Below are 24,222 nucleotides of genomic sequence, written 5' to 3'. Positions count from 1 at the left end.
GCGCCCGCCGTGAAGGTAACGGTCGCGGTCTGGCCCGCATCCTTCCCGCCGGCCACCTTCGCCGTTACCGTTACCGCGCCGGCTTTTTTACTGCTCAGCGGCGCCGTGGCCTGGCCCTGCGCGTCGGTGGTCACGCTCTCTTTAAGGGTGGCACCGTTGGTTGCCGACAGGCTGACCGCCGCATTGCCCACCGGGTTACCATTCGCGTCCTTCACCGTTACCGTCACCACATCCACGGTGCCGTCCGCCGGAGCGCCCGGGCTGGCAGGGACGACCGCACTCACTTTCGCGGTGCTGCTGTCCGCCGTGAAGCTGACCTTCCGATCCGCGTTTACGCTGGTACCCCTGCCCACGGCCTTTGCACTCGCCGTCACGTCCGCGACCGCCTTAGTCCCCGTCAGGGTAAAGATGGTCTGACCCTGCGCGTCCGTCGCCGCGCCGGCATGTACTGCCACGGTCGCGTTATCCGCTGACGGTGTCACCGTTACGCCCGGCACCGGGTTTTTGTTCCTGTCCAGCACCGTCACGGTATAGCTGAACGCGCTTTTCCCGTCTGCCGGCTTTGTCGTCTCCGTGCCCTGCAGCAGCACCGTAGACATCGCCGCGGTCGCCGCGTCCGCCATGAAGGCAACCCTCCGGTCCGCGTTCACCGCCACGCCGCTGCCCACCCTCGCGCTCGCCGTCACGTCCGCGACCGCCTTCGTCCCCGTCAGGGTAAAGGTGGTCCGGCCCTGCGCGTCCGTCGCCGCGCCGGTATGTACTGCCACGGTCGCGTTATCCGCTGACGGTGTCACCGTTACGCCCGGCACCGGGTTTTTGTTCACGTCCAGCACCGTCACGGTATAGCTGAACGCGCTTTTCCCGTCCGCCACCTTTGTCGTCTTCGTGCCCTGCAGCACCACCGCAGACACCGCTGCGGTCGCCGCATCCGCGTTAAACTGCACCGGAATGTGACGGCTGTTTCCATTATTCATGACGGCCGTAATACTGCCCCTGCCTGACACGCGGCTGCGGAGCTTTACGACCGCGGTACCGTCCCGGCTCGTGGCCGTGGTTAGCTGCTCCGGATCCTGCGTGCCATCTGCCGCCGTCAGCTCAGTTCCCGGCTCGCCCTTTTCGTTCAGCAGCCCTGCCAGACTGAAGGTCACGGGCTGCTCTGCCAGCGCGGCATTGCGCGCATCTGCCACCCGCGCCGTCACGGTATAACTTTTCGCGTTGTTTGCCGGCAGAATCTCTGCATCCGGTGATAGTGTCAGGCCGGTAATGACATTTTGTGACGGAACCACGTCAAGGGACATCGTTGCTGTATTGGACAGGTTACCCTGCTTGTCCCTGGCGACTGCCTGGATCGGGTATGACTGAGGGGCTTTCCCGCCCACGCCGAAAACGTAGGCCGGCAGGGTGACCTGAAGCACTTCCGACGACAGCTCCTTATAATGACCACCATGCGCGATCAGTTCGGGGGACACTGACCAGTCCACGCTTTTTATTCCGTATTTATCCCGGGAAACGCGCAGCGGTATGGTTACCGTGTCAGCGGCCTGCGCCTGCATATGGGCTGGCAGTTCGATCCTCAGCAGATCCTGCTTACGGTACTGCATGACGATATTGTAGTTTCGATCAACAAAATCATATTTGCTGCCGGCCAGGCTACGGTTCAGATCAACAGAGTCCGGGCTGATTTGCCGGTAAAAGGGCACACCAAGCCTGTAATTGACACCCATTTCAAGCCGGGTATCGCTGGCGTCGCCGAATGATCTGAGCGCTGAGAACGTCAGCAGCGGGAATGGCGTGTAGTTGATGCCCGCCGTCAGCACGGCCGGATTATTTTTCAGGGTATCCGGGGAGGGACTGCTTTCCGCCACGGAAATACCGCTGCCCAGATACCGGGCATATTTAAGACTCATGCCAAGGGACGGCATCGAAGGAAGGTAGGCCTCCGCATTCATGTCAAAACCGTTTGCCGGCCGCTCGTCATAATCCTTCATGGCGGATAACACCGACTGATGCCACCCGGTTAGCCCGTAGTAACCGTTAGCGGAAAGCTTGAGATAATCGCGCCACGCCTCTACCCCTGCACCGAGACGACGGTTACCGCCCGTATAGTCGTAGTCGTAAAATGTATTGATGCCCAGCATCCAGTCGCCAGTGTACTGACGATACCCCAGCCCCGCATTGACCGTATTACGCGCCTGATTGTTCCGCATCCCCACCTGTGAGAATAAGAGGGAATCATCCCGGTCCATCAGCGGTAAAAGGAAATCGCCGGTGACTTTTTTATCCGTCCCCAGGCTGACACGGGCATTGCCATAAATTTTGAGCCAGTCATCCACCTTCTGGTTGATTAAGCCAACGGCCAGCTGGCTGGCATAATTAACAGTAGCCGCGGAGGAGTCCGCTGATGAAAGAATGGAGCCGATGTCCCGTGCACCGGCGGCCAACTGCTGTCGGAGGCCGGTGTCATTTTCAGATGCCGTATTTTCACGCCCGGCTGTGTTGTCCGCTTGTGTGGTCGTTACCACATCCCGGGCTGGTAATCCCAGCTCAGGCAGCGCGGAAGGGGCCGGAGGAAGGGCAGCCTCGCTGCCCTGAAGGTCCGCGGCTGGTGGCTGCGGACCGGTTTTGGCGTCCTCCCGGGAAAGGGGCGGGTTTCCCATAATGAGAGCATTAAGTTTATTCACCGTCGCCTGTTCTGGTGAAGCGTAGGTCGTGAATGGCAAAAACAACTGAACTAAAATAAGCCATACCGAAATTAACCGAAAACACATACCGACGCCTATATAAAACAGTGAATTAAGATGATGAATTAAAACCGGGAAAGCCCCGCCCGAGACAATAAAGAAAAATCAGATACCGTCAAAATCCTTTATTTTGTTTTTTATAATACCGAAACTGGCATACTTCACCTTATTACATAAGGTATCCAGCTTAACATCCAGGTTCATGTTATAAACCTGGCGGGCATCATTGCCCATGATGTTTTTATTCTGACCGAGAAAATTATAACCATTCCCGATTTTCACGTAATCTTTTGAATAAACCTGATAGGAATCGCTGCCAGCTTCCCTGAGGAAATTAAAGTTATCGACGCAGGGATCGCTGCTGGAAGCAATCGTGTTAGACGGCAATACCGACCGCTCGGCATATTTACTGGCCGGCGTATCTTTTTGCTTTGCAGCCTGGGTGGCCGTCACCGGATGCGTTACCGGAGATGATGAACAGGCAGAAACAAAAAAGATCAGGGATGATATAAACACCGCTCTTGAAGCCATAAAACCCTCAGAATATCCTATAAAAGAGATTCAATCATCGCGCTTCCTCCCCAAACCCAAACTAAACAAACGAAGAGGTAAATGCTGCATTGATGTTGCAGGAAATTTAAAGTTTTTAAAATCTGACTAAAGCGATCAGTAATCAGCAATTTATTTTCAATAAGCATGAAAAAAAATCTGAAAAATGGTATTCAAAAAGGCAGTGTAGAGGCTAAAATAACCAGCATACGGCACGCCGCGTATACACGCGCCATGCTAATTAACTTAATAAAAAATAAGAGTATAGAATGAACCTTAAAGTGATAACGATTGCGTCATTATTTTTTTTAACAGCCTGTTCGTCGACGTCCGGTACCGGAGTCGGTGCACAAAATAGCGGTACAGCAGAGCCGGAGCTTGCTGGTGCCGTCAGCGGCCAGAGCCCACTGGTACCGGTAACAAGCACAGCATCAAGTAGCAATAATTGTGTAGATAACTTTAACTTCCTGCGCGCATCAAAAAGCGCGAAATACCCTGAACTTGCTCAGGAAAATAAAAAAATAAATGACGAATTCAGATTTCTTAATACGAATAAGAACATCATGGGAAATGACGCCAGACAGGTGTACACGATGACTCTGAACATGAAGTTTGAGACGCTCTGCCACAAAGCAAAATATGAAGCCTATCAGGTAATGAAGTCGAAAATAAAGCAACTGGGTGGCTACTAGTTCGCCAGAAGTGCGGCTTTCCGGCACCCGGGCAGGCTGCCGGAAAACGCAAGGGCAATACAGGTGGTGCCAGGCCGGGCTGGCCGGAAACGCACACCAGATCAGGCCCCCGCGATAACGTTCAGGGCTGTCGCGCCCCCGCTGATATCAGCACCCGCCGGGCCGTAAGATAATGCTGACGCCAGTACGGAGAATACAGTTCTGACCGCGTCACTCCTTGACTGCCTGACGCGTTCAAAAACTGATGATGGCCGACATACACGCCCACATGCTGCGCCCCGCCTCCGGTTTTAAAAAATACCAGATCGCCGGGTTTTAAGTCCTTAATCCTGACATATTTTCCCTTTGTTATCTGATGCCAGGTGGTTCTGGGCAGACGTACATGAAATTGACTGCGAAATAAATGCTGTACGTAGCCAGAACAGTCGACCCCCCTGCGGGAAGTACCACCGAATTTATATTTCACGCCACGCCAGTCGGTATAGTCACGCATTAATCCACGCATAACCGCTGCCTGTGTCAAAAACGGTTTCCTTTTCTGCATTACAGGATGATGAGGGATCTTATGCATTCCGCAATGGCGGGAAGTATTATGAATTACACGATGGCGAGGGATCTTACGTAATACCGGATGGCGGCTGGTTTTTTGCATCGACGCCAGAGGATGAATACCTGGATGCCGGACCGAAGCAAAACAGCACACCGAAGACAAAAAAAACAAAATAAAGATAACCCTTTTGCAAAAAAACATAATCAAGGCCTGCCATGGATTGCATTCTCACGGAATTAACATAGATACGACAAAATATCTCATTATAGAACACAGAAAAAACACTTCGCCCATAAATTTCACTCGAAAGGTAAGATTGCTTAACAGTTACCACAGCAGGAATCGGTGATACTCATATTAACCAACTGTACTTTAAATTCCGAAAAAATGAACACCATTTCTGATAAATACATCAGAAAAAATTACCACCGCATTACTCAACAGGTTCGAAACAAATACGAAAGAAAATATTATCACTTTGCTTATCCAGCCCTGAAGCCCATTTACAAACAGTCTCACCTCAACACCTTTAATTAAGGTAAATGTTTACTAAACAAGCCAAATCAAATAAAGACTCATTTTGTTATCAATGTGTTTTTTTTAAAATTAACGCCCTGATGATAATTTTTCTGTCTTTCTGCAGGAAAACCCGCTTCCTTATGATATATAGATCATTTTTCTATGTTTTCGCCACCTTTCATGATCGAAACAAACGATCGATAAACTCTATTCAATCGCCTCCAGCTATTAAAGTGAGATTATTGATGGTTATTGATGGTTATTGACGATCGGTTCCGCTTATGGATAATTGCGCTCAGTTATTTTTAATGTCTGAAAGGCAACGCCTTAATAATTGAGCTGGATCAGCTTTTTCCCATTCTTTTATTGCGGTGAGGATAACAACATCTCTTAACAGAAAATTCCGTTCTGGAAACCTCCGCATAACATAGAAGACGAATCGATTATTAGGATTTCACTGAAGTCACGCTGAGTTTAGAAGTCACAGGTTCTTATATCAAATTATGACGCATTTTTATAAAGACGAACGAGACATCATGAATTTTGCGCAGGTGCACCAAAGGGATATTTATCTGTGGCTGTCTTTTACCGCCATCGCCTGACGTTATTACCCTGATCATTATCTTCTGAATCGGACTGATGCGGTTTGTTTCGCCATCAGACGATAAACCAAGCAAAAAAGAGGTTGCGCCCTCAGTCCTTTGCCGGGCGGCAGCCTGCTATATCAGATTGACTGCGACAACAGCAGCTTCGGCCCTGAAGAGGTGTTTTATGTCAGATACATGGCCGATTTTGTACTGCTCACGCGGACGCGCTGGCAGCTGCGCAGAGGTATTGCCCTGCTGGTGGAGTTCTTCGACCTCTGTGGCTTCGAGCGCCACCCGGACAAAACGCAGAAGGGAAGGCTATGCAAAGGGTTTGACTGGCTGGGTATCGGGTTTGGGGCGGAGACGCCCGCCATCGCGCCCAGAGCAGTAAACAACCATCGTGAACGACGCGCAGCTTTATGAGCAGGCCCGGTGCAGAGAAAAATCCCATGAGGCGACCTCTGAGCGGGTGCATGCGTATGACTTGCGGTGGACAGCGTGGGCGGAAGGAATGCTGGCAGCATGCCAGGGTGACTGACGCCCGAAAAAACTGAACGCCCCCGGAGTATGCCGGCGCGTCGTTCTGGTGAAAAAAAAGGGTAAAGCACATGATCATCGACCATCTACCACTCACTGAACAAGTTGAAGCCTACACCTCTAAGGGGGGAGTAAGCTACATTCAACCTCAAGGCGTCAACGGGGCAAAGGAGAGGCCTCGAAACACCGCAGTATCAATAACCTCAGGCGGGTACGGCATCGCATACTTCATCGCCGGGTTCTCCGGAATCACGCCCGGGACACTAGACCTCCAGGGGCTGAACGGGGTGACCGCAGCGAGCACGTACGCATCGACGACCGGTGGGAAAGGTGAATATGAAACGGGTGCGTGCTTCGCATGCGGCAACAAGGCCCCCGAGGGGCCGGTAAATGTTGTCGGCGGCAACGAGTTCTACTATCGATACGAACCCGGAAGCGAACAGGATAACTGGTACAACTCGTCTTTTATGTCGTTTAGCGGTGCCCAATACGTCGTTGAGAATTTCACTGACAAACTGGGTATCGTAGAAAATGGGGGGACGATGAGTGCCTCCATCGCCGCTATCGGGAATGCGGGCAATATCACCGCCATCATCAACGACAACACCATGTCCGGTGAGGTTGCCGGAATATTTAATGACGCTGACGGGACGGTCGGCCTGATCGAAAACAGGGGGAAGCTGAACGGCCCTTACTCCCTTCTTAACATGGGCAGCGTCGGAAGCGTAAAGAACACGGGCACCATGTCACCCCTGCTCAACTTCGGCACCATCACCGGCAGCGCTGCACTAGGCGATAACACCCGGTACGTTGCCGCCGGCGACCGCTCCGTGCTGGGCGGCGTCCTCTCCTGGAACGGCGAGAAGGACGGCAAGGCCGGACACGGCGTCTCGCTGGCCATCGGCGACGCGGACAACATCGCCGACCTCACCACCGCCTCCGTGGCGTCCGCGTACGTGGATACCCTCAGCGTGACCGAAGGCTCCCGCCTCACCTGGCAGAAGGACGCCGACTGGCACGTCCTTGGCGACGGCGCTGACGCCATCCGCAACGCCGGCACCCTGGTGCTGAACAGCGGCAGTGACGTTAAGGGCAACCTGACCAACACCGGTACCCTGATGCTCAGCACCGAGGAACGGGCCGCGGCCACCCTGACCGGCAACCTCGTTAACAGCGGCAGCCTGGTCCTTAACCCCACGTCACATTCGGCCGGGAACACCCTGACCATCGACGGTAACTACACCGGCGTGGCGGGCAGCTCCGTCTCCCTGGGTGGCGTACTGGCCGGGGACGACTCCCTGACCGATAAGCTGGTGATTACCGGCGACAGCAGCGGCGAAAGCGCCCTCAGCATCGCCAACGAGAACGGCTCAGGCGCGCAGACCCTGGAAGGCATTCAGGTGGTGGAAGTGAAAGGTACCTCCGGGGCGAAGTTCTCACTGACTGGCCGCGTGGTTGCAGGTGCCTATGACTATACCCTGCAAAAAGGCAACGCCTCAGGCACAGACGACAAGGACTGGTACCTGACCAGCTATCTCACACCTGTTGACCCTGTCACGCCACATACCGTGCATATGGTCCGTCCGGAAGCAGCTACCTATGCCGATAACCTCCGCGCCGCTAACACCATGTTCGTCATGGGACTCCGCGACCGCCAGGGCGAAAACCGCGACACCGACGCCGTCAACGGCGAAGCACACTCCACCTCTATGTGGATGCGCAACGTCGGCGGACGCAACAAGTCCTCCATGTCTGATGGCCAGAACAAAACCTCCGCTAACCGCTATGTCATGCAGCTCGGTGGCGACGTCATGTCCTGGAACGACGATGCGGCAGGCCAGCTAAGCCTCGGAGTTATGGGCGGCTATGCCAACCAGAAAAGCAACACCCACAACTCTCTGACCGGTAACCGCTCCACCGGCTCCGTCAGCGGCTACAGCGCGGGCCTTTACGGCACCTGGTATCAGGACACTAAAAGCAAGGCCGGCGTGTATGCTGACTCCTGGCTGCAGTACGCCTGGTTCAATAACGAAGTTAAAGGTCAGGACCTGGCTCCGGAAACCTATAAGAGTAAAGGCCTGATGGCGTCTGCGGAGACAGGTTACAACCTGCGTCTTATCAGTTGGCTGAGCGGTAACGACATGACCAACAGCCTCTGGCTGCAGCCACGCGCCCAGGTTATCTGGACCGGCGTGAAGGCGGATGACCACACCGAGTACAACGGCACCCACGTTCATGGCAGCGGCAGTGACAACGTTCAGACACGACTGGGTCTGCGCACTTACCTTAACGGCAAAAGCGTGAAGGATAAAGACACGGCCCGCACCTTCCAGCCGTTCGTGGAAGCCAACTGGGTCTACAACACCAAACAGGCCGGCGTGAGCATGAACGGGGCGTCTGAAAACATTACGGGTTCCCGTAATGTGGGTGAGCTGAAGGCTGGCGTGGAAGGCAAGCTGAGCAACAACCTGAGCCTGTGGACCGACGTTTCCCAGCAGATGGGAGGCAACGGCTACAGCGATACCCAGGGCACCCTGGGTGTGAAGTACAACTTCTGATACCGGGTGTCGCCAGCGGCGCACTGAGCAGAATAAAAACAAAGACAGCATTAACGTAAAACGCAGGAAAACACAGAGTGGTTCTTCGGCACGGGCGTGCCGGCGGTAAGAGTGGGACGGCCGTGCCGGAGGCGGAGTGTGTAAAAGACAGGACGAGAGATAAACCGACATGAAACGACAAAGTATGAAGATGACGCCGGGCATAGGGTTGCTGGTTCTGCTTATCCTGAGCCAGACCGTGGGGCTGGCGTTTCACTGCGGCGATACGGCGGGTGTCGGGCTGATGCCCCTGAAACCGCCCTCACAGGTAAATAAAGGGGAGGTGCCGGACGCCGTCAATGGCGATGAAACGACGGCGTCCTTTAACCTGGAGAGGGATTATCAGATGCTGTCGGCCCATCACGATGCGACAGGAATGTGCATAGCGTCAGGCATTATTGCCCAGCGCTTCCATAAGGCGCAAGATGAGGAAAGCGAGGCCCGCTGGCGGACACTGAGCCAGCGGGACTGTCAGGCGGCGGATGTGGATGGCAAAAGGGGGCGGTGAGCGTGACGGTGACAATAAGGTGTCTCAGCAAACGAAGATCCAGCAATGATTAACATATCAATAAATCGATGGTGTAATCGCCCCTGACGTCCTGGATCGGGGAAATCAGCAAATGACTGAATCAGTCCGTTCATCTAAATACTCTCAACAAAATTCACAAATTTATGTTTTGAGTTCAAATGAATTACCGCGAGTTCATTTTAATGCGTAAGACCTGGTTAGGGGATGAGGCTTTATTGATCCTTAAGCGGTAACAACAGCAGCTGGTTATCCCTGGCTTCAATCACCCGCGCCTTGTCAGCATCGAGCGCTTCACGGTCAATCGTAAGCCTCCAGCTGTTTTTCAGCGTATCCGGATGACGGAACAGCCCCACAACCGCCACATATTTCGCATCGCTTTCCATGGGCATATCCAGCGACACATCGCCCCCCGGCTTCACCACGACATCGCGAGTGGCCAGTAAATCCGCGCCAGGCGTCGTTTCTCCCTCATTCAACAATTGCTGATAGACGCTTCTGTTGAAGGTTTTAATGTCTTTGAGCTGATAAATTCGTACCACCACCGACTCAGACAATGAGTCGTTCTCGCGCGCGTCGGTATTGAGGGCCTCGCGTGCGGTGAAATCCAGATGAAGCACCTTAATCTTTTTATAAAACACCGCGCTAAAGGCCGACTGGGTGCCATCGCTGACGCTTTGCGTCAGTCCGCAACCGGTAAGTGCGATGGCCAGCACGGGTAACAGCCAGCGCGTGGATTTAGTCAAACTTGTACGTAACACGTCGGTTTCCTTGTTGAGGTGTTGCGGGCTGCAGGCCGGTGTAATAGCCCAGTTCCGTCGTAAAGGTCAGCGGGATATCGTCCGGGAGGTCGGCGTCTTCCGCGCCCAGTACGCCGTTCATCCCAAGCCAGAATGGGCCCTCGCCGAGCGGCGGAGCGGCCAGCAGGCGGGTCCGGGTGGTCAGGGTGATTTTTGCCTTAAAGCGCCAGCCGAGCCAGACCCGCAGCATCACCAGAAAGTCCTGATACAGCAGGCCGTCAGGTTTCCAGCCCTGCGACTCCTGTTCGTTATCGCTGGACAGCGCAACCAGCAGCTGGCTGTTGGCATCCATCGCCTCGTCGCCCAGCGGCGTATTGCCGTCCAGCAGAAAGTCATCATCGCCGTAGAAGCCCAGGGGCTGAACAATTTCTACAGGTCGCAGGCAGTACGGTCTCACCTGCACTCTGGTATCGGGTGCCAGCAGGCTCACCAGTGCCTGCATCCCCTCCTGGGTTTTGCCCGGCTGGCGCAGTACGCCAAGCAGCGCCAGAAAGCGCGACACCGGCGTGGCGATATGTTCTGCCGTACCGGGTATGCCCAGCCCCACCAGGCCCAGCAGTGACTGCGAGATAGTATCGCTACCGCCCGGCTCAAACGTGGCCGGATACGAGTATTTCCGCCAGATGCGATAGAACTGCGTCAGGATGCGGTGGCTGAAGATATCCAGAAAGTCCTGCAGGGCTTCGTGCCCCTCCCGGCGCCGGGTGATGTCATCAAGATAGGCGGTCGGCAGCGGCGAATCCACACCGTACATCCCCATAAACGTGGCGCGGATGACCGGTGGTTTACTGTCATCGTCCTCATCGTACTCGACCGCTTTCAGTTCACTGGCCGGAAACCCCATCCCCGGATGCGGGGCAAACCGCACCGGGTCGTCGGCGGGATGACTGGTCGACCCCATCAGTGGCCTGCCCGGATCCCGCTTCTCCAGCAGCTGGCATAAGCGGTAAAAGTTAATGCGGTGCAGATCGGCTTCCAGCCGCGGGGTCAGCCGGGGATGCGGCGGTTGTGCTTCTCTTCCCATTCCAGGCGCTCTCCGGTCGGTTGCAGGATGATAATCAGGCGGTTAAACAGATAGATGTCGGTGTACAGCGCGAAGAAGCGACTCAGCATCTCGCCAAACAGACAGATGTCCCCGCGCCCGGCAAAACCGTGACTGTCCAGCGTCACTTCAATCTGCACGCCGCGCACCAGGTAGCCCTGCTCAAAGCGCTCGGTTTCACCGTGCTTCACGTCGATAATGGCTTCCAGGCGTCGGCGGTTCATCTCGCTGTCGGTCCACTCGTACAGCGCCAGGGTACCGCGCAGCACGTCGGCATTATCCATCATCGACAGGAATCCGCTGCCGAGGTGGCTCAGCACGCGCCAGTGAAAACGGTCCTGCGCCGGAGGATAACAGGGCAACGTTGGCGCACACAGGTTACGCACGGCGATACTGGCCGAAGTCGTTTTCATTACCGTATCGAGTACGGTGCTCTGCAGCGCACGGCGTGGCAGCTGACCGTTGGTACCCGTGAGCGTCAGGGACAGGCTTTCGTCCTGCGGCACCGTGTGGTTATCAAACGCTTCACCACCGAGGATAAGCCAGGTGTTATGCAGCCCGGACGGGCCGCGACGCACGCGGGTGTGGTAGTAATATTCCGGTGCTTCATGGCGCATCATTCCCCCCTTGTGGCGGAAGCTTGAGAATGGCACGTAGGTATGCTGGCTCGATGACTGCACCGAATCCACCGCGTAAATCTCGGTATGGCCATCCTGCACGCGCATCGGGCGCAGCATGTATTCGGTCTGCAGAGAATTGAGCGTCAGCGGGTCAGATTCCAGCGGGAACAGGTTAATCACCGGCACGCAGTTCAGGCGCAGATGCTTTTCAGTAAAGCTGAAGTCATGCTCCCAGCGCTCTGCCAGCACCACGTCGATGTCGAACCAGGGGAGTTCAGCCGGAAACAGCACGGTTTCCAGCCCGCGCAGGCCCGTAAACATAAATTTCTCGCGGAAGGTGAAATACTCCAGCAGCAGCTGATAACCGCTGAAGCTGCTGTCCCCTTTCGGCCACAGGCCGTCGTCATCGCCCAATCCCAGTGCGGTGAAATACCCGTCCAGCGGTCTTCTGTCCACGTCACCCGGCATCCGCAGCCAGAGGCGGGCCGTGTTCAGGGTGAAGGCTTCGTGCATGGCGCAGGCCAGGGGGGCATCGGCGTTGAAATAGAACGGGATCTGACTGAGATCGACACGGCTCCAGTCGGCAAGAGGGCTGCAGCTGATGCGCAGGCTAATGACCGAACGTCCGTCAGGATCGGTCGACAGGCGGGCGTACTCCAGCGACAGCGGCTGAAGGGTTATCTCTTTGGTGGTGGTGTAGCGGCAGCGCGTCCCCTTCTCACCGATCGGCCGCGAGAGCACCTCAAAACCTTTAACAATACGCATATGCTCTTTCATTTCGCGCCAGTCAGGGGTGAACTCCACCACCGACATCGACGGAATGGTGCGCAGGTAATGCGGCAACAACAGGCTGACCAGCCCTTCGGTGAGCTCCGGCAAATCATCGTCAAGCTTCTCGCGCAGTCTGCCCATCATGAAGGCAAAGCCTTCGAACAGGCGCTCCACGAACGGGTCGCGCGCGCCCGCTTTATCGAGATTGAGCATTGCCGCCTGCTCGGGATGAGCGCGGGCAAACTCTTCGCCGGCCTCCAGCAGGTAGCGCATTTCAGCGTCATAATAACGTAAGGTTAAATCATCCATAAGAACCTGAGTAATTGTGTTTTAAAGGTATGCCACGTGTCACTTCCCGCGAAGCACCGCACGGCTTGCCGGGTCGGGCGCAATCAGACCGGACAGCAGCAAATCCATCTCGGGCTGAAGCCGTAATTTATCGGTTTCACTGCGTGTGGTTTTCATGCGCAGCAGCCTGAGACGCGATTTGACTGCAGATAACAGTGATGAGGGTGGATGATACAAACGACCCATTATTCCATCCCGTCTGAATCACGGTTTGCGGCGTTGGCCATCAGTGCCTGCGCCGCCGCCTCGCTGTCGACGCTGAATATCCGGTCCGGCAGCGCGAAACCGCGCAGATCCAGCAGCGCCAGCGGGCCTTTCCCCAGCTGTGAGCGCAGCACCCACTGCAGGGTGCGACCATCCGGGGCGCTAAAGCTCATCATCCACTGGCTGCGGTCAAGCTGCTGGCGCTTGCCCTGATCCAGCCAGCGTATAAAGCCCCAGGTTCCGCTGTAGTCCCCGAACAGGCGCGCGCCTGCGCTGGTTGACGTCCAGGTGAGCAGCGTCCCCGGCTTAAACGTGTCTCCCGGCCAGCGGAAGGACTGCCAGTCGGCCATCTGGTTAAAGTAGTGCAGCTTTTGTCCATCAATGGTCAGCTGAGTCTCGACCACCTGCGGCACCGGACGCGCCTGCAGTTCAAAGCTGATGCCCTGGCTGCCGTCGGTAAACAGAATGTCCGACAGCTGGCTCAGCTGATTGATGGCCCGCAGAAACGCCGGGTTAAAGCTCAGCCCCTGGCTGTTGACCTTATCCGGCACCCACTGGCTGCCCTCCTTGTGCAGCACCCCGCTGAGTTCCGTGGTCAGGAAGCGTTCAATACGCCCGCTGTCCTTACGGATAAACTCGGCCAGCATCGGCAGGGACGCATCGCTCTTACCCGCAGCAAACGGGAAGCGTCCGTCAAAGGCCGTGTGCCAGTTCGTCGTGACCGAGCGGCTCCATTTGTCATTCAGACTGGCTGCCGACGGCTGAAGCACGGTCTCCCAGGCCTGAGTCAGCGGCTGCACAAACATCGTGTTGCCAAAGCCACTCCACTCTTCGCCAAGGCTTGCCGACATCAGGCTGCCGTACTGCTGGGTATCGGTCAGATCCACGCTTTTGCCCTGGAATACCGTCTGGGCCAGGGTCTGCATCATCGCCTGCGGGTCGGAGGCGCCCGCCACCTGCTGCAGGCGCAGGCGCACGCGGGTAATGCGGGTCAGATAGGTCTGCAGGCTCAGAGAGTTATCCGCCGACATGACGTTACGCCCCTTATTTTTGCCCAGAAGCTGCAGCAGGGGGCCAAAGGTTTCATCCAGTGGCCCCTGCGGGCCTGACGCGGACGGGTCAATCGCCGGTCTGTCTTTTCCACCGACCAGGTCTTTAGCCGATTTGATGATGGAGTCTGAAAGGCCTTCGCTCTGCTGGCCGGTCTGCCCCTGCCAGGCGAGAGTATTCAGCAGGGCAATCAGCGGCGACTGGCGGACATCACTCATCAGCGTCAGCTGGTCGGTGACGTCTGCAATATTCTTTGCCGGGTTAAGCCGCAGACTGTTGAGGAAGCTCAGCCAGCTGCCGGCAAAGTCGGTGAAGTAACGCTGCGTCAGACGTGCTTTCAGCGCTTCCGGCGACAGGTCTGAGGAGACGGCTTTTTGACTGTTGCTCAGCACCCAGTCGATTTCATCGCGGCGGGAACTGGCAGCCTTTTCGATAGCCTGCTGAATGCCGCCTTCCCATGCCTGACGGGTGAACATCCCCGGCACCACTGAATCGGTGGTAAACAGGCGGCGGGCATCGGTGCCGCCGGTCATGTCTTCCAGAGACACGTCGGCATAATTACGCCGCACGGATTTGAGCATATTTTCATACAGGGTGCTTTCCGCGTTGCGCCGTCCTATCTGCTGCAGCAGCACCTGGCGGCTCTGGCTGACCAGCTGCGTGTCCGGCGTGATTGTCCACTGCGGCTGCTCTGGCAGTGCGGCGATGTAGAATGCCCATAAATCCGGCGCAAGACTTTGCCACAGGCCGGTTGAGATACCCGTGCGCGCTGGCTGCACGGTTTTCATGGTCTGCGCGTAAAACGCGCCGTCGGCCTTATCCGGATGAGCCATCATCAGCCAGGCTTTCAGCTGGTTATAGCCCGGCTTCGCCAGCTGTGCCCGCCGGTCACTGTTGGGTGCAGAGCCTGCCAGCGCGCTGAGCTTCTGCGTCAGGGCCGCACTGGCCGGGTCGCGGATCAGGCGGGTATTCACCACGCCGTACCAGGGCAGCACCGCAGCCAGCAGCTGCCGGTTATGGTCCAGACCGAAGCGCTGATACCAGGGGGCCCCATCCTGAATACGGTGCTGCAGCCGACCGGCATCATTACGCAGGATGTGCAGGGCAGTGAGCTGACTATCGGAAACAGCGGGATGCTCCACCAGATTTCGTGCTTTTGCAGCCACAGAAGAAATCTGTCCGTAGTTCAGCGCAAACGACAGCAGCGTTCCCGCCCCCCAGACCCCGATAATGGCCATCAGAGCCCAGGCCAGCGTCTGCTCCCACGCCATACCGACACGACGGCCACGTACGCGGGGACAGTCATCAACAATACCCTGCCAGGTCACCGGCAGGGGCAGCGCATGACGCTGTGATGCCGGGGCTAATCCCTCCGCGCTGGCCGTTAACGTTGCGATATCAGCAGAGGTATTCTCCGGCAGGCTGAACATCAGGCCACGCAGCGGAACGCGTTGCTGAGAAACGGACAGCCACGGCGCCAGTTGCTGAGCCCAGCGGGCGATCCCGCCCTCTTTCAGGTGCTGACCCAGACGCAGCAGGAAGTCGTGGCGGTTGTTCTCTGCGACCTGACTCACCCCCTGCGCCCGCAGGGCCGGCAGCATCAGCTCAAGCTGGCGGGTAATATCACCGGCTGTGGCCCGCAGCGGAAAACTGGCCCCTACGGTCTGTTCAGTGCGTTTTGCCTGCGACCACCTACTGCCGCACAGCTGCCACAGCCAGACCGGGGCGGAATAACGCAGCAGCTCGCTGATTTTTTCCAGCCCGCGTAAATCGTTGTCGCTGATTTGTGGTGTCAGGTTAAGCGACTCCGGTAATACGCGGACAATCCCGTCCAGTGGACGACCCCGGCGCAGCTTGCGCAGCGCAGTATATTTTTCGCGATCGGGCTCTGCTGCCAGGCTGCCGCCGTAAATCAGCACGGTACGGTTGCCTTCAAGCCACTGACTTTCCTGCAGGCCGGGGATCAGCTGTTCGATGGCGGCTTCGTCGCCGGTGATCAGCAGCAGACGGGTTTTATGACGCCAGAAGAGGTTGTAGCGTTTACGCAAAACACTCGCGATCTCGGTTTTCAGCCCCTGCTGTTTTAAGTTGTGTTTGCGACTTTTGTATTTCACTCCCTTAGAGGAGAGCTTCTTAAGTTGGCTAATTTGCCACAGCTGAATGCCAACAAAACTCAGCGTAATTAGACAAACTAACGCAGTCCAACAAATCCCGCAGACAATAAGGATGGGCCGAATCGATTCCCAGCCCAGCGAGATATCAGCAAAAAAATACCAGTATACGAGACCGCCGCAGAGTATCAGCAAAGTGACAACAGCAAGGGTGATTATCACCGTTACGGCAGTAGAGATACTTGCGTCTGGTTTAAGGGCGTTATCCTTTTCCATGTGGCTTTACTATTCCAAGAGCGAGAGTGTGTTGAGGATCGGTACTAACCCAGCCGCATGGCTGTGCTTCTGTTTGGGCAAAAAGAGCAGCAAGAGAGATAACAATGAGAGGTTCCATGCTGCCCTGCATTCCCCAATAGCTGTCCTGTAGGTTATGCGTGGTATTCCAGCCGCACTCATCCAACTGAGCAATTTGAGGATGTGAAAATAAAACGCAGGCGGGTGGATCGTCGTGAAGATCGCACTGTGCCACCGCGCGTTCACAGATGAGGTTCAATGGCTCTGAGGCAGGCGCATCATAAAACTCACCCCGGGGCATCACCACCGGAGCATCTGCCCCGACCACCCAGAGAGCGGCTGATTCGCCCGCAGGCAATGGGCTATTCGCGTCAGCAGGGAGAGACACGCACCCAACCACCAGATGTTGACTCTTTTCATCTTCACGAAGCAGGGTCGCAAGCCTCGCGAGCGTTGCTTCTCCCTGCCAGTTTTCAGGTTGGTCTGGCAGGTGGACTTCAGGAAAAGACGCCTTCATTTGCTCGCAGAAAGCGGACCAGACAGAGGCATCCCCTAAAAAGAAACAATGCGAGATCGTAAGCGGCCTGTCACGCGGGGTACTCCTCCATTGCATCACCAAAGCGCGAACCAGCTGTTGCTCCCTTGTCAGGCTATCTGCAGAGAAGGTGCGGGCAATACGCAGTGCTTTTCCACCCGTTTCCTGGCGTTCTGCCGGGGGCCGCTGAATACGGCTAAGCACCCTTTGCCAATCCACCATATCCGCGCCTGAAGGACCAAGCAGCAGGACTTCTTGCATACCAAGGAGGCTTTGATGATCTTCCCACCACCGACTTTGCTCATGCGCAACGTTGCGTTGCCATGCTATTGCATGATGCAAAGAGAGACGGAAATAAAGCAGCTGACAAAGCCAGAAAAAACCTATGCAGATCAGAACGAAGCCCATTGCTGAAAAAGCCATTCCGCTACGATTTTCTCCGCCAATCAGCCCCCCCACCGCCCCGGCAAATAAAATCAGAAATGCCCCTGCCAGCAGCCATCCACGGTTTATCGGCTTTTTGGCTTTTTTCCAGGCGGGATACTGTGGCACGTCCCTCACTGTCCGATACCAAAATCAGGAAAGGAGCTCACCAGCGTGCAACCACAAGCACAACGGTGTCCATGCAGGGCAATAGGCTGACCATCTACCTTCGAGAGTGAACTGCCTTCGGCGATGGTTGTCATTCCATGCTTGTTACATTTAACCGCATCCCCTTTAGCGGCAATCCCTTTACCAAAGCAGAGATAGTGCCCGACCAAAACCTTACCGCCGTACTCCTTCAGGATGTCCCCCTGACGAATCACCCGTTTCATTCAATGCCTCCTGCTCAGGTTGTCACCAGCGATTGTGCTTTTTCCAGCCATCCGGACTGGATAATTGATTTCGCCATCTCCAGACGTTTCTCACTGATGATTTCTGTCTGTTGCGCCGTCACAACGCCTGGTTCGGAGGTAAAGGCTTTCAGCGCATCCGCGTTGTCGACCATAGGAATTGCCAGGCCGGTGAGATAATCCATCGCTTCAGACTCCAGCGTCAGCAGCCCGGCCGTACCGGCAAGGCCGGCCAGTTTTGCCGTTGTGCCTTTCTGTTTGAAGCTAAAGATAACGCCACCGACCAGCGTTGCCGCCCCAACCACATCTCCGGCAATGGTCAACGGAGAGAGTGACTTATTGCATTTGTTACCGAAGTAGATCATCCGATAGAGGAAATAGCCGCCCCAGGGTTCCCGCGTTCCAAGCGTGTATTGCATAAACCACGCGCGGGAGTCATGCACCTGATCGTCAAACAGCGCTCTGACCAACCCGGCTGGCGTGTCCGCATTCGAGGCTTCTCCAGGAGGTGGGAACAGCGTCGCGACCTTCGTCTCGGCGGACGCTTTGATCAGCGCATATTCTCGCGGCCTGTCGTCAATATTCAGTAGAAAAATGGAGTTACGCGGAATCACCGCCAGCACCAGTTGACCAATGCTGGTCGGGCTGCGGAATTGCTGACGATAGTCTTCGCCAAATTCCGTCGCTGCCTGCTTCAACTGGGTTTTGGCGATATCCGGGTCAAAATCTTTCACCCCGGGCTCCAGCACTAATTCATCCATTTTATCTGCTGGCTGACTGGCGATTTTTTCTTGCCGCCGGGCCCTGACCGCGCCCTGTTGCAGCTCCCGTTTAACTTCTGAGCTTTCCAGCGCCCCCGGGAGAGCATCACTATCCGTCGCCCGCTCGTAAAAAGGTGTCGTCAGCATTGTGCCTTTGGCGTAGCGATCGATGCGCCACGCGGTGATCCAGGCAATCTGATTTTCAAACGCTTTTTCAAGACTGACCGATGCCCGTGGGGGGATGTATTCTGCTGCCTGTTCGTCATTGATTTTTTCTTTTGACGGGGGGAGGTTTAGCGTTAATTCTCGCCAGGCGTTAAAGCGATTGATGAGGGAGGTATCGACATCAAACTCGGTTAAGACATCTAATACTAAAGCTCTCCATTTATCCTTTTTGAGGTCATTAGGAAGATTATCGCCAGCAACTTTCAGAGGTGCTCCGGCCTGAAAAGCTAAACTATATAGATCATTAAGTGTGATCTGAGACAATAATAGGCTGTCATCCTCCCCATCCGCCTTACCCTGATCTCCTGGAGGATAACCGCCACCAATATCCGAATGCATTCCTGGGTAGATTATTTCCTTACAGTTTACCGGATATTTACCGTTAGCACGGCGGAGAGAGTCCAGCGGGAAGCTGAGCCTCTGCTCATGGGAAGAAACCAGATGTACGCAATTTTTAATTAACCCACCGTAGGTTTTTTCCTCCGGCAGCTCCTGAGTCCCGTCAGCCCACGACATATGTCCTTCCGCCACCGGTGCAACATGTGCTATGCCTACAGATGCCACCGTATCCAGTAACCCCAGAAACTCCACGCTGAGAGGGATTTTCAGATCGTCTACCATCAGGCACTGCTCAGGTTTTTGGTTTCTTCCTTCAGGTTTTGGCAGCAGCTCGCTCAGCCAGCTCACAAAGGCACGCGCCGCCGCCGCCCCGCGGGAAAAACCATATACATACAGCTTAATTCCCAGCAGCTTTGGCTGAGTAGGACTCGGTTGCTGCAGAGCCGGGCCCAGCAAAGACTTCAGTTTTTTCAACTCTGCGCTAAAGGTCTCGTAGCGATTATGGCTACCGGTTAATCCCAATGAAGCCCAGGAGGTTGCCATATTGTCTATCGCGGCACGTGTTTCAGCATCAGAAAGCTTACTGGCATCGTCGTTTTGTTGAACTAGAGAGCGTTTCAATGCATCAATAATTCTCAACAGCGCCCAGTTAATTCTGTCTTCTCCCATTTTGGCAAAGGCCAGCCCTGAAGTTGAATAATCAAGATCGTTAATTTCTGGGAAAGGTGTCCCAACGCCAGGTATGTAGTATTTGTAGTAACTTCCCTTAAGGCCTGGATCAGAATCGAGTAACCCAGCGGAGGAAGACACGCCGCCAACGGCACCATTACCGATCGTGGCACGAAATAAACGAGCAATGTTGGTTGGGTGTTTTGGATTAGACAAATAAAAATCGTTATTCAGGTTATTACCGGTACCATCAAAAAACAGGCTAATATGCAGAGTTTTGCAACACGGCATATCTACCAGCTTGTTGTCAGCCTGGCAAAGTTCATTGCGATAGATTCGCTCCAGGCTCTCTTGCTGCTTACAGTTTTTGCCCACCAGCGCCGCCTGTGACGGCAAACGACCCTGCGCCGGAAATTCCGGCGGGTACCAGACCAGATCCGTGGTTATTTCGGACATACTTTCGGCTCCTTCATTTCTAGCGGCAATTTGATCGGGTAAGAAGGGCTGCCGTAGGTAAAGCAGCTTGTTGTCACCTTCACGTCGTCACAGGGTAAAAAATGCACCGTAATACCGCAGGTTTCCTGTCCCGTATAATCCGGCACAGAAACGATTTGGCTATGTTGTTTCTTTTGCGCATCGATTTTTGCTTTCCAAGCAAGATACTTTTCTTCATCTGCGAATCCAGGAAAACCAGCTGAAGATCCTTGACCGGTTTCCCAGTCAATACGAACCGTCATTCCAGGCTTCCAGACGGAAGGTACACCGTAACAGCACCCACCACCACCACCGTCAAAAGGTCCAATAATATCAATACCTGACTGCCCGTTAACGCTGAAATGGTTGATGGCCCATTTGGTATGGTTAATGGCTTCTATAGTCCCCGAACCACCGCTTTGCGTTTGTGCTTCAGCCTTCGGCTGGCTGCATCCGGCCAGTAACAAAACACCCAGTAATACGCCAGAGATTGTTATCTTCATCCTTATCTTCCTTTTATTGCGCCATCCACTCTTACAGGTAAAATCATTTAACTGTGCCTTTGCCTGGCATACTTAAATCATTTCCCCCATCGGGGTATAGCGTTATTCAGGTTATTACCTGATACTATCAAAAAACAGACTGACAGATTTGCCGGGAGCAAATCTGAACGCCATTTATGGCGGCCCGCAGGGCGAGTCCCATGGACGGGACGAGTAATTGCAACGTTTTACAGCACGGCATATCTACCAGCTTATTCTCAGCCTGACAAAGCTCATTGCGGTATACCCGCTCCAGACTCTCCTGCTGTCTGCAATTTTTTCCCGTCACAGCCGCCTGCGACGGCAAACGCCCCTGAGCCGGAAACTCCGGCGGATACCAGACCAGATCCGTGGTTACTTCAGACATACTTTCGGCTCCTTCATTTCCAGCGGCAGCTTAATGGGGTAAGACGGACTACCGTAGGTAAAACAGCTGGTTGTCACCTTTACGTCATCACAGGGCAAAAAATGCACCGTAATACCGCAGGTTTCCTGTCCCGTATAATCTGGTACCGGAACTGTTTTGCTGTGTTGGCGCTTAAATGAATCCATTCTTTTCTGCCATTTTAAATATTCATCCCAATGATCATAACCGGGAAAACCATCTGTTCCTCCAGTACCTGTTTCCCAATCAATTCGTACCGTCATTCCCGGTTTCCAGACGGCAGGAACACCATAACAACATCCCCCCCCCACCTTGAAAAGGGCCTATAATGTCAATGCCCGACTGACCATTGACGCTGAAATGATTTATGGCCCATTTAGTATGGTTAATCGCTTCTATTGTCCCCGAACCACCACTCTGCGTCTGTGCTTCGGCCTTTGGCTGACTGCATCCGACCAGTAAAAAAATACCCAGTAATACGCTATAGATTGTTATCTTCATCCTCATTCTCCTTTTATTGCGCCATCCACTCTTACAGGTAAAATCATTTAACTGTGCCTCTGCCTTGCATACTTAAATCATTTCCCCCATCGGGATAAATCGTTATTCAGGTTATTACCGGTACCATCAAAAAACAGACTGACAGATTTGCCGGGAGCAAATCTGAACGCCATTTATGGCGGCCCGCAGGGCGAGTCCCATGGACGGGACGAGTAATTGCAGAGTTTTGCAACACGCCATATCTACCAGCTTGTTGTCAGCCTGGCAAAGTTCATTGCGATAGATTCGCTCCAGGCTCTCTTGCTGCTTACAGTTTTTGCCCACCAGCGCCGCCTGTGACGGCAAACGACCCTGCGCCGGAAATTCCGGCGGGTACCAGACCAGATCCGTGGTTATTTCGGACATACTTTCGGCTCCTTCATTTCTAGCGGCAATTTGATCGGGTAAGAAGGGCTGCCGTAGGTAAAGCAGCTTGTTGTCACCTTCACGTCGTCACAGGGTAAAAAATGCACCGTGATACCACAGGTTTTTTGTCCTGAGTAATCTGGCAGCGGCACAGTTTTGCTATGCTCCTTGTTATTAGCCCTCATTTTCTTTAGCCACGCTTTGTACTTCTCTCTATCGGCAAATCCTGGAAAACCCTCTGTAGAAGCTTCACCACTTTCCCAGTCGACTTTAACTGTCATACCCGGTTTCCAGACGGAAGGCACACCGTAGCAACACCCGCCCCCGCCGCCATCAAATGGACCGATCGCATCAATACCCGACTGTCCGTTTACGCTGAAATGGTTGATAGCCCATTTGGTATGGTTAATGGCTTCAATTGTTCCTGTACCACCACTCTGCGTTTGTGCTTCTGCCTTCGGCTGGCTGCATCCGGCCAGTAAAAAAACACCCAGTAATATTCCTGAGATTGTTATCTTCATCCTTATCTTCCTTTTATTGTGTCATCCACACTTACAGATAAAATGATTTAATTGCGCCACTGGCTGGCATAATTAAATCATTTCAACCATCGGGATAAACTGTTTTAAAACTATTACCAGCACCGTCGAAAAGGTAGCCCTCAACTGGTTTTCCTTGCCTGTGACGGCAAACGACCCTGCGCCGGAAATTCTGGCGGGTACCAGACCAGATCCGTGGTTACTTCGGACATACTTTCGGCTCCTTCATTTCCAGCGGCAGTTTGATTGGATAATTAGCATTGGCGGGTGACCAGCAGCTTGTCGTTACCTTGACATCATCGCAGGGTAAAAAGTGCACCGTAATTCCGCAGGTTTCCTGTCCTGTATAATCAGGCAGGGGCACTGTTTTACTGTGCTGACGATTCTGAGCCTTTATTTTTTTTGCCCATTCCAAAAATTTCTTTTCGTCAGCATACCCGGGGAAATCGTCAGAACTCCCAACTCCTGTTTCCCAGTCAATTCGGACTGTCATTCCAGGCGTCCAGACAGCAGGAGCCCCGTAACAACATCCCCCTCCCCCCCCTTGGTATGGACCTACAGCATCAATGCCCGACTGTCCGTTAACGCTAAAGTGATTGATAGCCCATTTGGTATGGTTGATGGCTTTAATTGTTCCTGTACCACTGCTCTGTGTTTGTGCTTCTGCCTTTGGCTGGCTGCATCCCGCCAGTAAAAAAACACCCAGTAATACGCCAGAGATTGTTATTTTCATCCTTAACTTTCTTTTATTGCGTCATCCACACTTACAGATAAAATGATTTAATTTTGCCGCCTCCAGGCAGAATTAAATCATTTTTATCATTGAGATAAATCTTTATCAGATTCTTTTCTGTTGCTTCTTAGCTACTAATACCGCCTACGACGGCAAGCGCCCCTGGGCCGGAAATTCCTGCGGGTGCCAGACCAGATCCGTGGTTACTTCGGACATACTTTCGGCTCCTTCATTTCCAGCGGAAGCTTAATCGGATAAGAAGGGCTGCCGTAGGTAAAGCAGCTGGTTGTCACCTTCACGTCATCACAGGGCAAAAAATGCACCGTAATACCGCAGGTTTCCTGTCCCGTATAATCAGGCAGGGGCACTGTTTTACTGTGCTGACGATTCTGAGCCTTTATTTTTTTTGCCCATTCCAAAAATTTCTTTTCGTCAGCATACCCGGGGAAATCGTCAGAACTCCCAACTCCTGTTTCCCAGTCAATTCTGACTGTCATTCCAGGCGTCCAGACAGCAGGAACGCCATAGCAGCATCCGCCGCCGCCGCCATCAAATGGACCGATCGCATCTATTCCAGATTGCCCGTTTACGCTGAAGTGATTGATAGCCCATTTGGTATGGTTAATGGCTTCAATTGTTCCTGTACCACCACTCTGCGTTTGTGCTTCTGCCTTTGGCTGGCTGCATCCAGCCAGTAAAAAAACACCCAGTAATATTCCTGAGATTGTTATCTTCATCCTGAT

Annotated in this window: 19 protein-coding genes and 2 pseudogenes; 4 read left to right on the top strand and 17 right to left on the bottom strand. The window is 54.2% G+C overall.

What is annotated here, in order from left to right; genetic code table 11:
• A partial coding sequence (locus ACZ3HG_RS22200) for an inverse autotransporter beta domain-containing protein (protein ID WP_465334462.1) occupies positions 1-2,657 on the bottom strand: 2,657 nt, incomplete at its 3' end.
• Positions 2,658-2,846: 189 nt separating this feature from the next.
• Complete coding sequence (locus ACZ3HG_RS22195; RefSeq protein WP_191935725.1) at positions 2,847-3,194, bottom strand: hypothetical protein; 348 nt, start codon at positions 3,192-3,194, stop codon at positions 2,847-2,849.
• A 365-nt stretch (positions 3,195-3,559) separates the two neighbouring features.
• On the opposite strand from ACZ3HG_RS22195, the gene ACZ3HG_RS22190 reads away from it, so the two are divergent.
• Entirely contained in the window at positions 3,560-3,982 is a 423-nt protein-coding gene (locus ACZ3HG_RS22190) for a hypothetical protein (protein WP_191935724.1), read from the top strand.
• Between the two features lie 121 nt (positions 3,983-4,103).
• Here the strand turns inward: ACZ3HG_RS22190 and ACZ3HG_RS22185 are convergent, their stop codons facing one another.
• Complete coding sequence (locus ACZ3HG_RS22185; RefSeq protein WP_465334460.1) at positions 4,104-4,733, bottom strand: NlpC/P60 family protein; 630 nt, start codon at positions 4,731-4,733, stop codon at positions 4,104-4,106.
• Between the two features lie 1,100 nt (positions 4,734-5,833).
• Between ACZ3HG_RS22185 and ACZ3HG_RS22180 the strand changes: the two genes are divergently transcribed.
• From ACZ3HG_RS22180 to ACZ3HG_RS22170, 3 genes are all read left to right on the top strand, one after another.
• Positions 5,834-6,061: a hypothetical protein gene (locus ACZ3HG_RS22180; RefSeq protein ID WP_465334458.1), complete on the top strand. Its 228-nt coding sequence runs from the start codon at positions 5,834-5,836 to the stop codon at positions 6,059-6,061.
• A 401-nt stretch (positions 6,062-6,462) separates the two neighbouring features.
• Positions 6,463-8,733: an autotransporter outer membrane beta-barrel domain-containing protein gene (locus tag ACZ3HG_RS22175; protein WP_465334456.1), complete on the top strand. Its 2,271-nt coding sequence runs from the start codon at positions 6,463-6,465 to the stop codon at positions 8,731-8,733.
• Positions 8,734-8,902: 169 nt separating this feature from the next.
• Entirely contained in the window at positions 8,903-9,280 is a 378-nt protein-coding gene (locus ACZ3HG_RS22170; RefSeq protein WP_465334454.1) for a hypothetical protein, read from the top strand.
• 233 nt (positions 9,281-9,513) lie between these two features.
• Here the strand turns inward: ACZ3HG_RS22170 and tssJ are convergent, their stop codons facing one another.
• The 14 genes and pseudogenes from tssJ to ACZ3HG_RS22100 all read right to left on the bottom strand — a co-directional run bounded on the left by tssJ (position 9,514) and on the right by ACZ3HG_RS22100 (position 24,216).
• Positions 9,514-10,059 carry a type VI secretion system lipoprotein TssJ gene (gene tssJ, locus ACZ3HG_RS22165; protein ID WP_191937403.1) on the bottom strand — a complete coding sequence of 182 codons (546 nt, stop codon included), beginning with the start codon at positions 10,057-10,059 and terminating at the stop codon, positions 9,514-9,516.
• The gene (gene tssG, locus ACZ3HG_RS22160; RefSeq protein WP_465334451.1) at positions 10,037-11,122 is read right to left on the bottom strand and encodes a type VI secretion system baseplate subunit TssG; all 1,086 of its coding nucleotides are present in this window, start codon (positions 11,120-11,122) and stop codon (positions 10,037-10,039) included. The genes tssJ and tssG overlap by 23 nt, the downstream gene beginning before the upstream one ends.
• On the bottom strand, positions 11,086-12,840 hold the full coding sequence (gene tssF / locus ACZ3HG_RS22155) for a type VI secretion system baseplate subunit TssF (RefSeq protein WP_413453821.1): 1,755 nt from the start codon (positions 12,838-12,840) through the stop codon (positions 11,086-11,088). The genes tssG and tssF overlap by 37 nt, the downstream gene beginning before the upstream one ends.
• A gap of 224 nt (positions 12,841-13,064) precedes the next feature.
• The gene (locus ACZ3HG_RS22150; RefSeq protein ID WP_465334449.1) at positions 13,065-16,520 is read right to left on the bottom strand and encodes an ImcF-related family protein; all 3,456 of its coding nucleotides are present in this window, start codon (positions 16,518-16,520) and stop codon (positions 13,065-13,067) included.
• A complete protein-coding gene (locus ACZ3HG_RS22145) occupies positions 16,507-17,625 on the bottom strand; it encodes a hypothetical protein (RefSeq protein ID WP_465334447.1) in 1,119 nt (372 codons plus the stop codon). Before ACZ3HG_RS22145 ends, ACZ3HG_RS22150 begins: the two co-directional genes overlap by 14 nt.
• 5 nt (positions 17,626-17,630) lie before the next feature.
• On the bottom strand, positions 17,631-17,888 hold the full coding sequence (locus ACZ3HG_RS22140) for a PAAR domain-containing protein (RefSeq protein ID WP_069729793.1): 258 nt from the start codon (positions 17,886-17,888) through the stop codon (positions 17,631-17,633).
• A gap of 14 nt (positions 17,889-17,902) precedes the next feature.
• Positions 17,903-20,356: a T6SS phospholipase effector Tle1-like catalytic domain-containing protein gene (locus ACZ3HG_RS22135; RefSeq protein WP_465334444.1), complete on the bottom strand. Its 2,454-nt coding sequence runs from the start codon at positions 20,354-20,356 to the stop codon at positions 17,903-17,905.
• Complete coding sequence (locus ACZ3HG_RS22130) at positions 20,344-20,877, bottom strand: DUF3304 domain-containing protein (protein WP_465334442.1); 534 nt, start codon at positions 20,875-20,877, stop codon at positions 20,344-20,346. The genes ACZ3HG_RS22135 and ACZ3HG_RS22130 overlap by 13 nt, the downstream gene beginning before the upstream one ends.
• Before the next feature lie 127 nt (positions 20,878-21,004).
• Positions 21,005-21,283: a hypothetical protein gene (locus ACZ3HG_RS22125; RefSeq protein ID WP_465334440.1), complete on the bottom strand. Its 279-nt coding sequence runs from the start codon at positions 21,281-21,283 to the stop codon at positions 21,005-21,007.
• A pseudogene (locus ACZ3HG_RS22120) lies at positions 21,271-21,802 on the bottom strand (DUF3304 domain-containing protein). Before ACZ3HG_RS22120 ends, ACZ3HG_RS22125 begins: the two are co-directional and overlap by 13 nt.
• Before the next feature lie 95 nt (positions 21,803-21,897).
• Positions 21,898-22,207 (bottom strand): annotated as a pseudogene (locus ACZ3HG_RS22115) (hypothetical protein); the annotation flags it as partial.
• Positions 22,195-22,728 (bottom strand): DUF3304 domain-containing protein, encoded by a 534-nt coding sequence (locus ACZ3HG_RS22110; RefSeq protein WP_465334438.1) that lies wholly within the window; start codon positions 22,726-22,728, stop codon positions 22,195-22,197. The gene ACZ3HG_RS22110 and the pseudogene ACZ3HG_RS22115, both read right to left, overlap by 13 nt.
• A gap of 217 nt (positions 22,729-22,945) precedes the next feature.
• Positions 22,946-23,479 (bottom strand): DUF3304 domain-containing protein, encoded by a 534-nt coding sequence (locus ACZ3HG_RS22105; RefSeq protein ID WP_465334436.1) that lies wholly within the window; start codon positions 23,477-23,479, stop codon positions 22,946-22,948.
• 203 nt (positions 23,480-23,682) lie between these two features.
• Entirely contained in the window at positions 23,683-24,216 is a 534-nt protein-coding gene (locus tag ACZ3HG_RS22100; protein ID WP_465334434.1) for a DUF3304 domain-containing protein, read from the bottom strand.
• Positions 24,217-24,222: the final 6 nt, after the last annotated feature.

The organism is Erwinia sp. PME.40.26/001 (assembly GCF_055556675.1).
Note: the sequence above shows the minus strand (reverse complement) of the source record. Positions and strands in the feature narration are given on the sequence as shown.

Excerpts from the sequence above, each read along its gene's own strand:
- ACZ3HG_RS22130 (WP_465334442.1), bottom strand. The coding sequence starts at position 20,877 with ATGAAGATAACAATCTCTGGCGTATTACTGGGTGTTTTGTTACTGGCC.
- ACZ3HG_RS22190 (WP_191935724.1), top strand. The coding sequence starts at position 3,560 with ATGAACCTTAAAGTGATAACGATTGCGTCATTATTTTTTTTAACAGCC.
- ACZ3HG_RS22150 (WP_465334449.1), bottom strand. The coding sequence starts at position 16,520 with ATGGAAAAGGATAACGCCCTTAAACCAGACGCAAGTATCTCTACTGCC.
- tssF (WP_413453821.1), bottom strand. The coding sequence starts at position 12,840 with ATGGATGATTTAACCTTACGTTATTATGACGCTGAAATGCGCTACCTG.
- ACZ3HG_RS22100 (WP_465334434.1), bottom strand. The coding sequence starts at position 24,216 with ATGAAGATAACAATCTCAGGAATATTACTGGGTGTTTTTTTACTGGCT.
- ACZ3HG_RS22125 (WP_465334440.1), bottom strand. The coding sequence starts at position 21,283 with ATGTCTGAAGTAACCACGGATCTGGTCTGGTATCCGCCGGAGTTTCCG.
- ACZ3HG_RS22135 (WP_465334444.1), bottom strand. The coding sequence starts at position 20,356 with ATGTCCGAAATAACCACGGATCTGGTCTGGTACCCGCCGGAATTTCCG.
- tssG (WP_465334451.1), bottom strand. The coding sequence starts at position 11,122 with ATGGGAAGAGAAGCACAACCGCCGCATCCCCGGCTGACCCCGCGGCTG.
- ACZ3HG_RS22185 (WP_465334460.1), bottom strand. The coding sequence starts at position 4,733 with ATGTTTTTTTGCAAAAGGGTTATCTTTATTTTGTTTTTTTTGTCTTCG.
- ACZ3HG_RS22180 (WP_465334458.1), top strand. The coding sequence starts at position 5,834 with ATGGCCGATTTTGTACTGCTCACGCGGACGCGCTGGCAGCTGCGCAGA.
- ACZ3HG_RS22170 (WP_465334454.1), top strand. The coding sequence starts at position 8,903 with ATGAAACGACAAAGTATGAAGATGACGCCGGGCATAGGGTTGCTGGTT.
- ACZ3HG_RS22105 (WP_465334436.1), bottom strand. The coding sequence starts at position 23,479 with ATGAAAATAACAATCTCTGGCGTATTACTGGGTGTTTTTTTACTGGCG.
- ACZ3HG_RS22110 (WP_465334438.1), bottom strand. The coding sequence starts at position 22,728 with ATGAAGATAACAATCTCAGGAATATTACTGGGTGTTTTTTTACTGGCC.
- ACZ3HG_RS22140 (WP_069729793.1), bottom strand. The coding sequence starts at position 17,888 with ATGAAACGGGTGATTCGTCAGGGGGACATCCTGAAGGAGTACGGCGGT.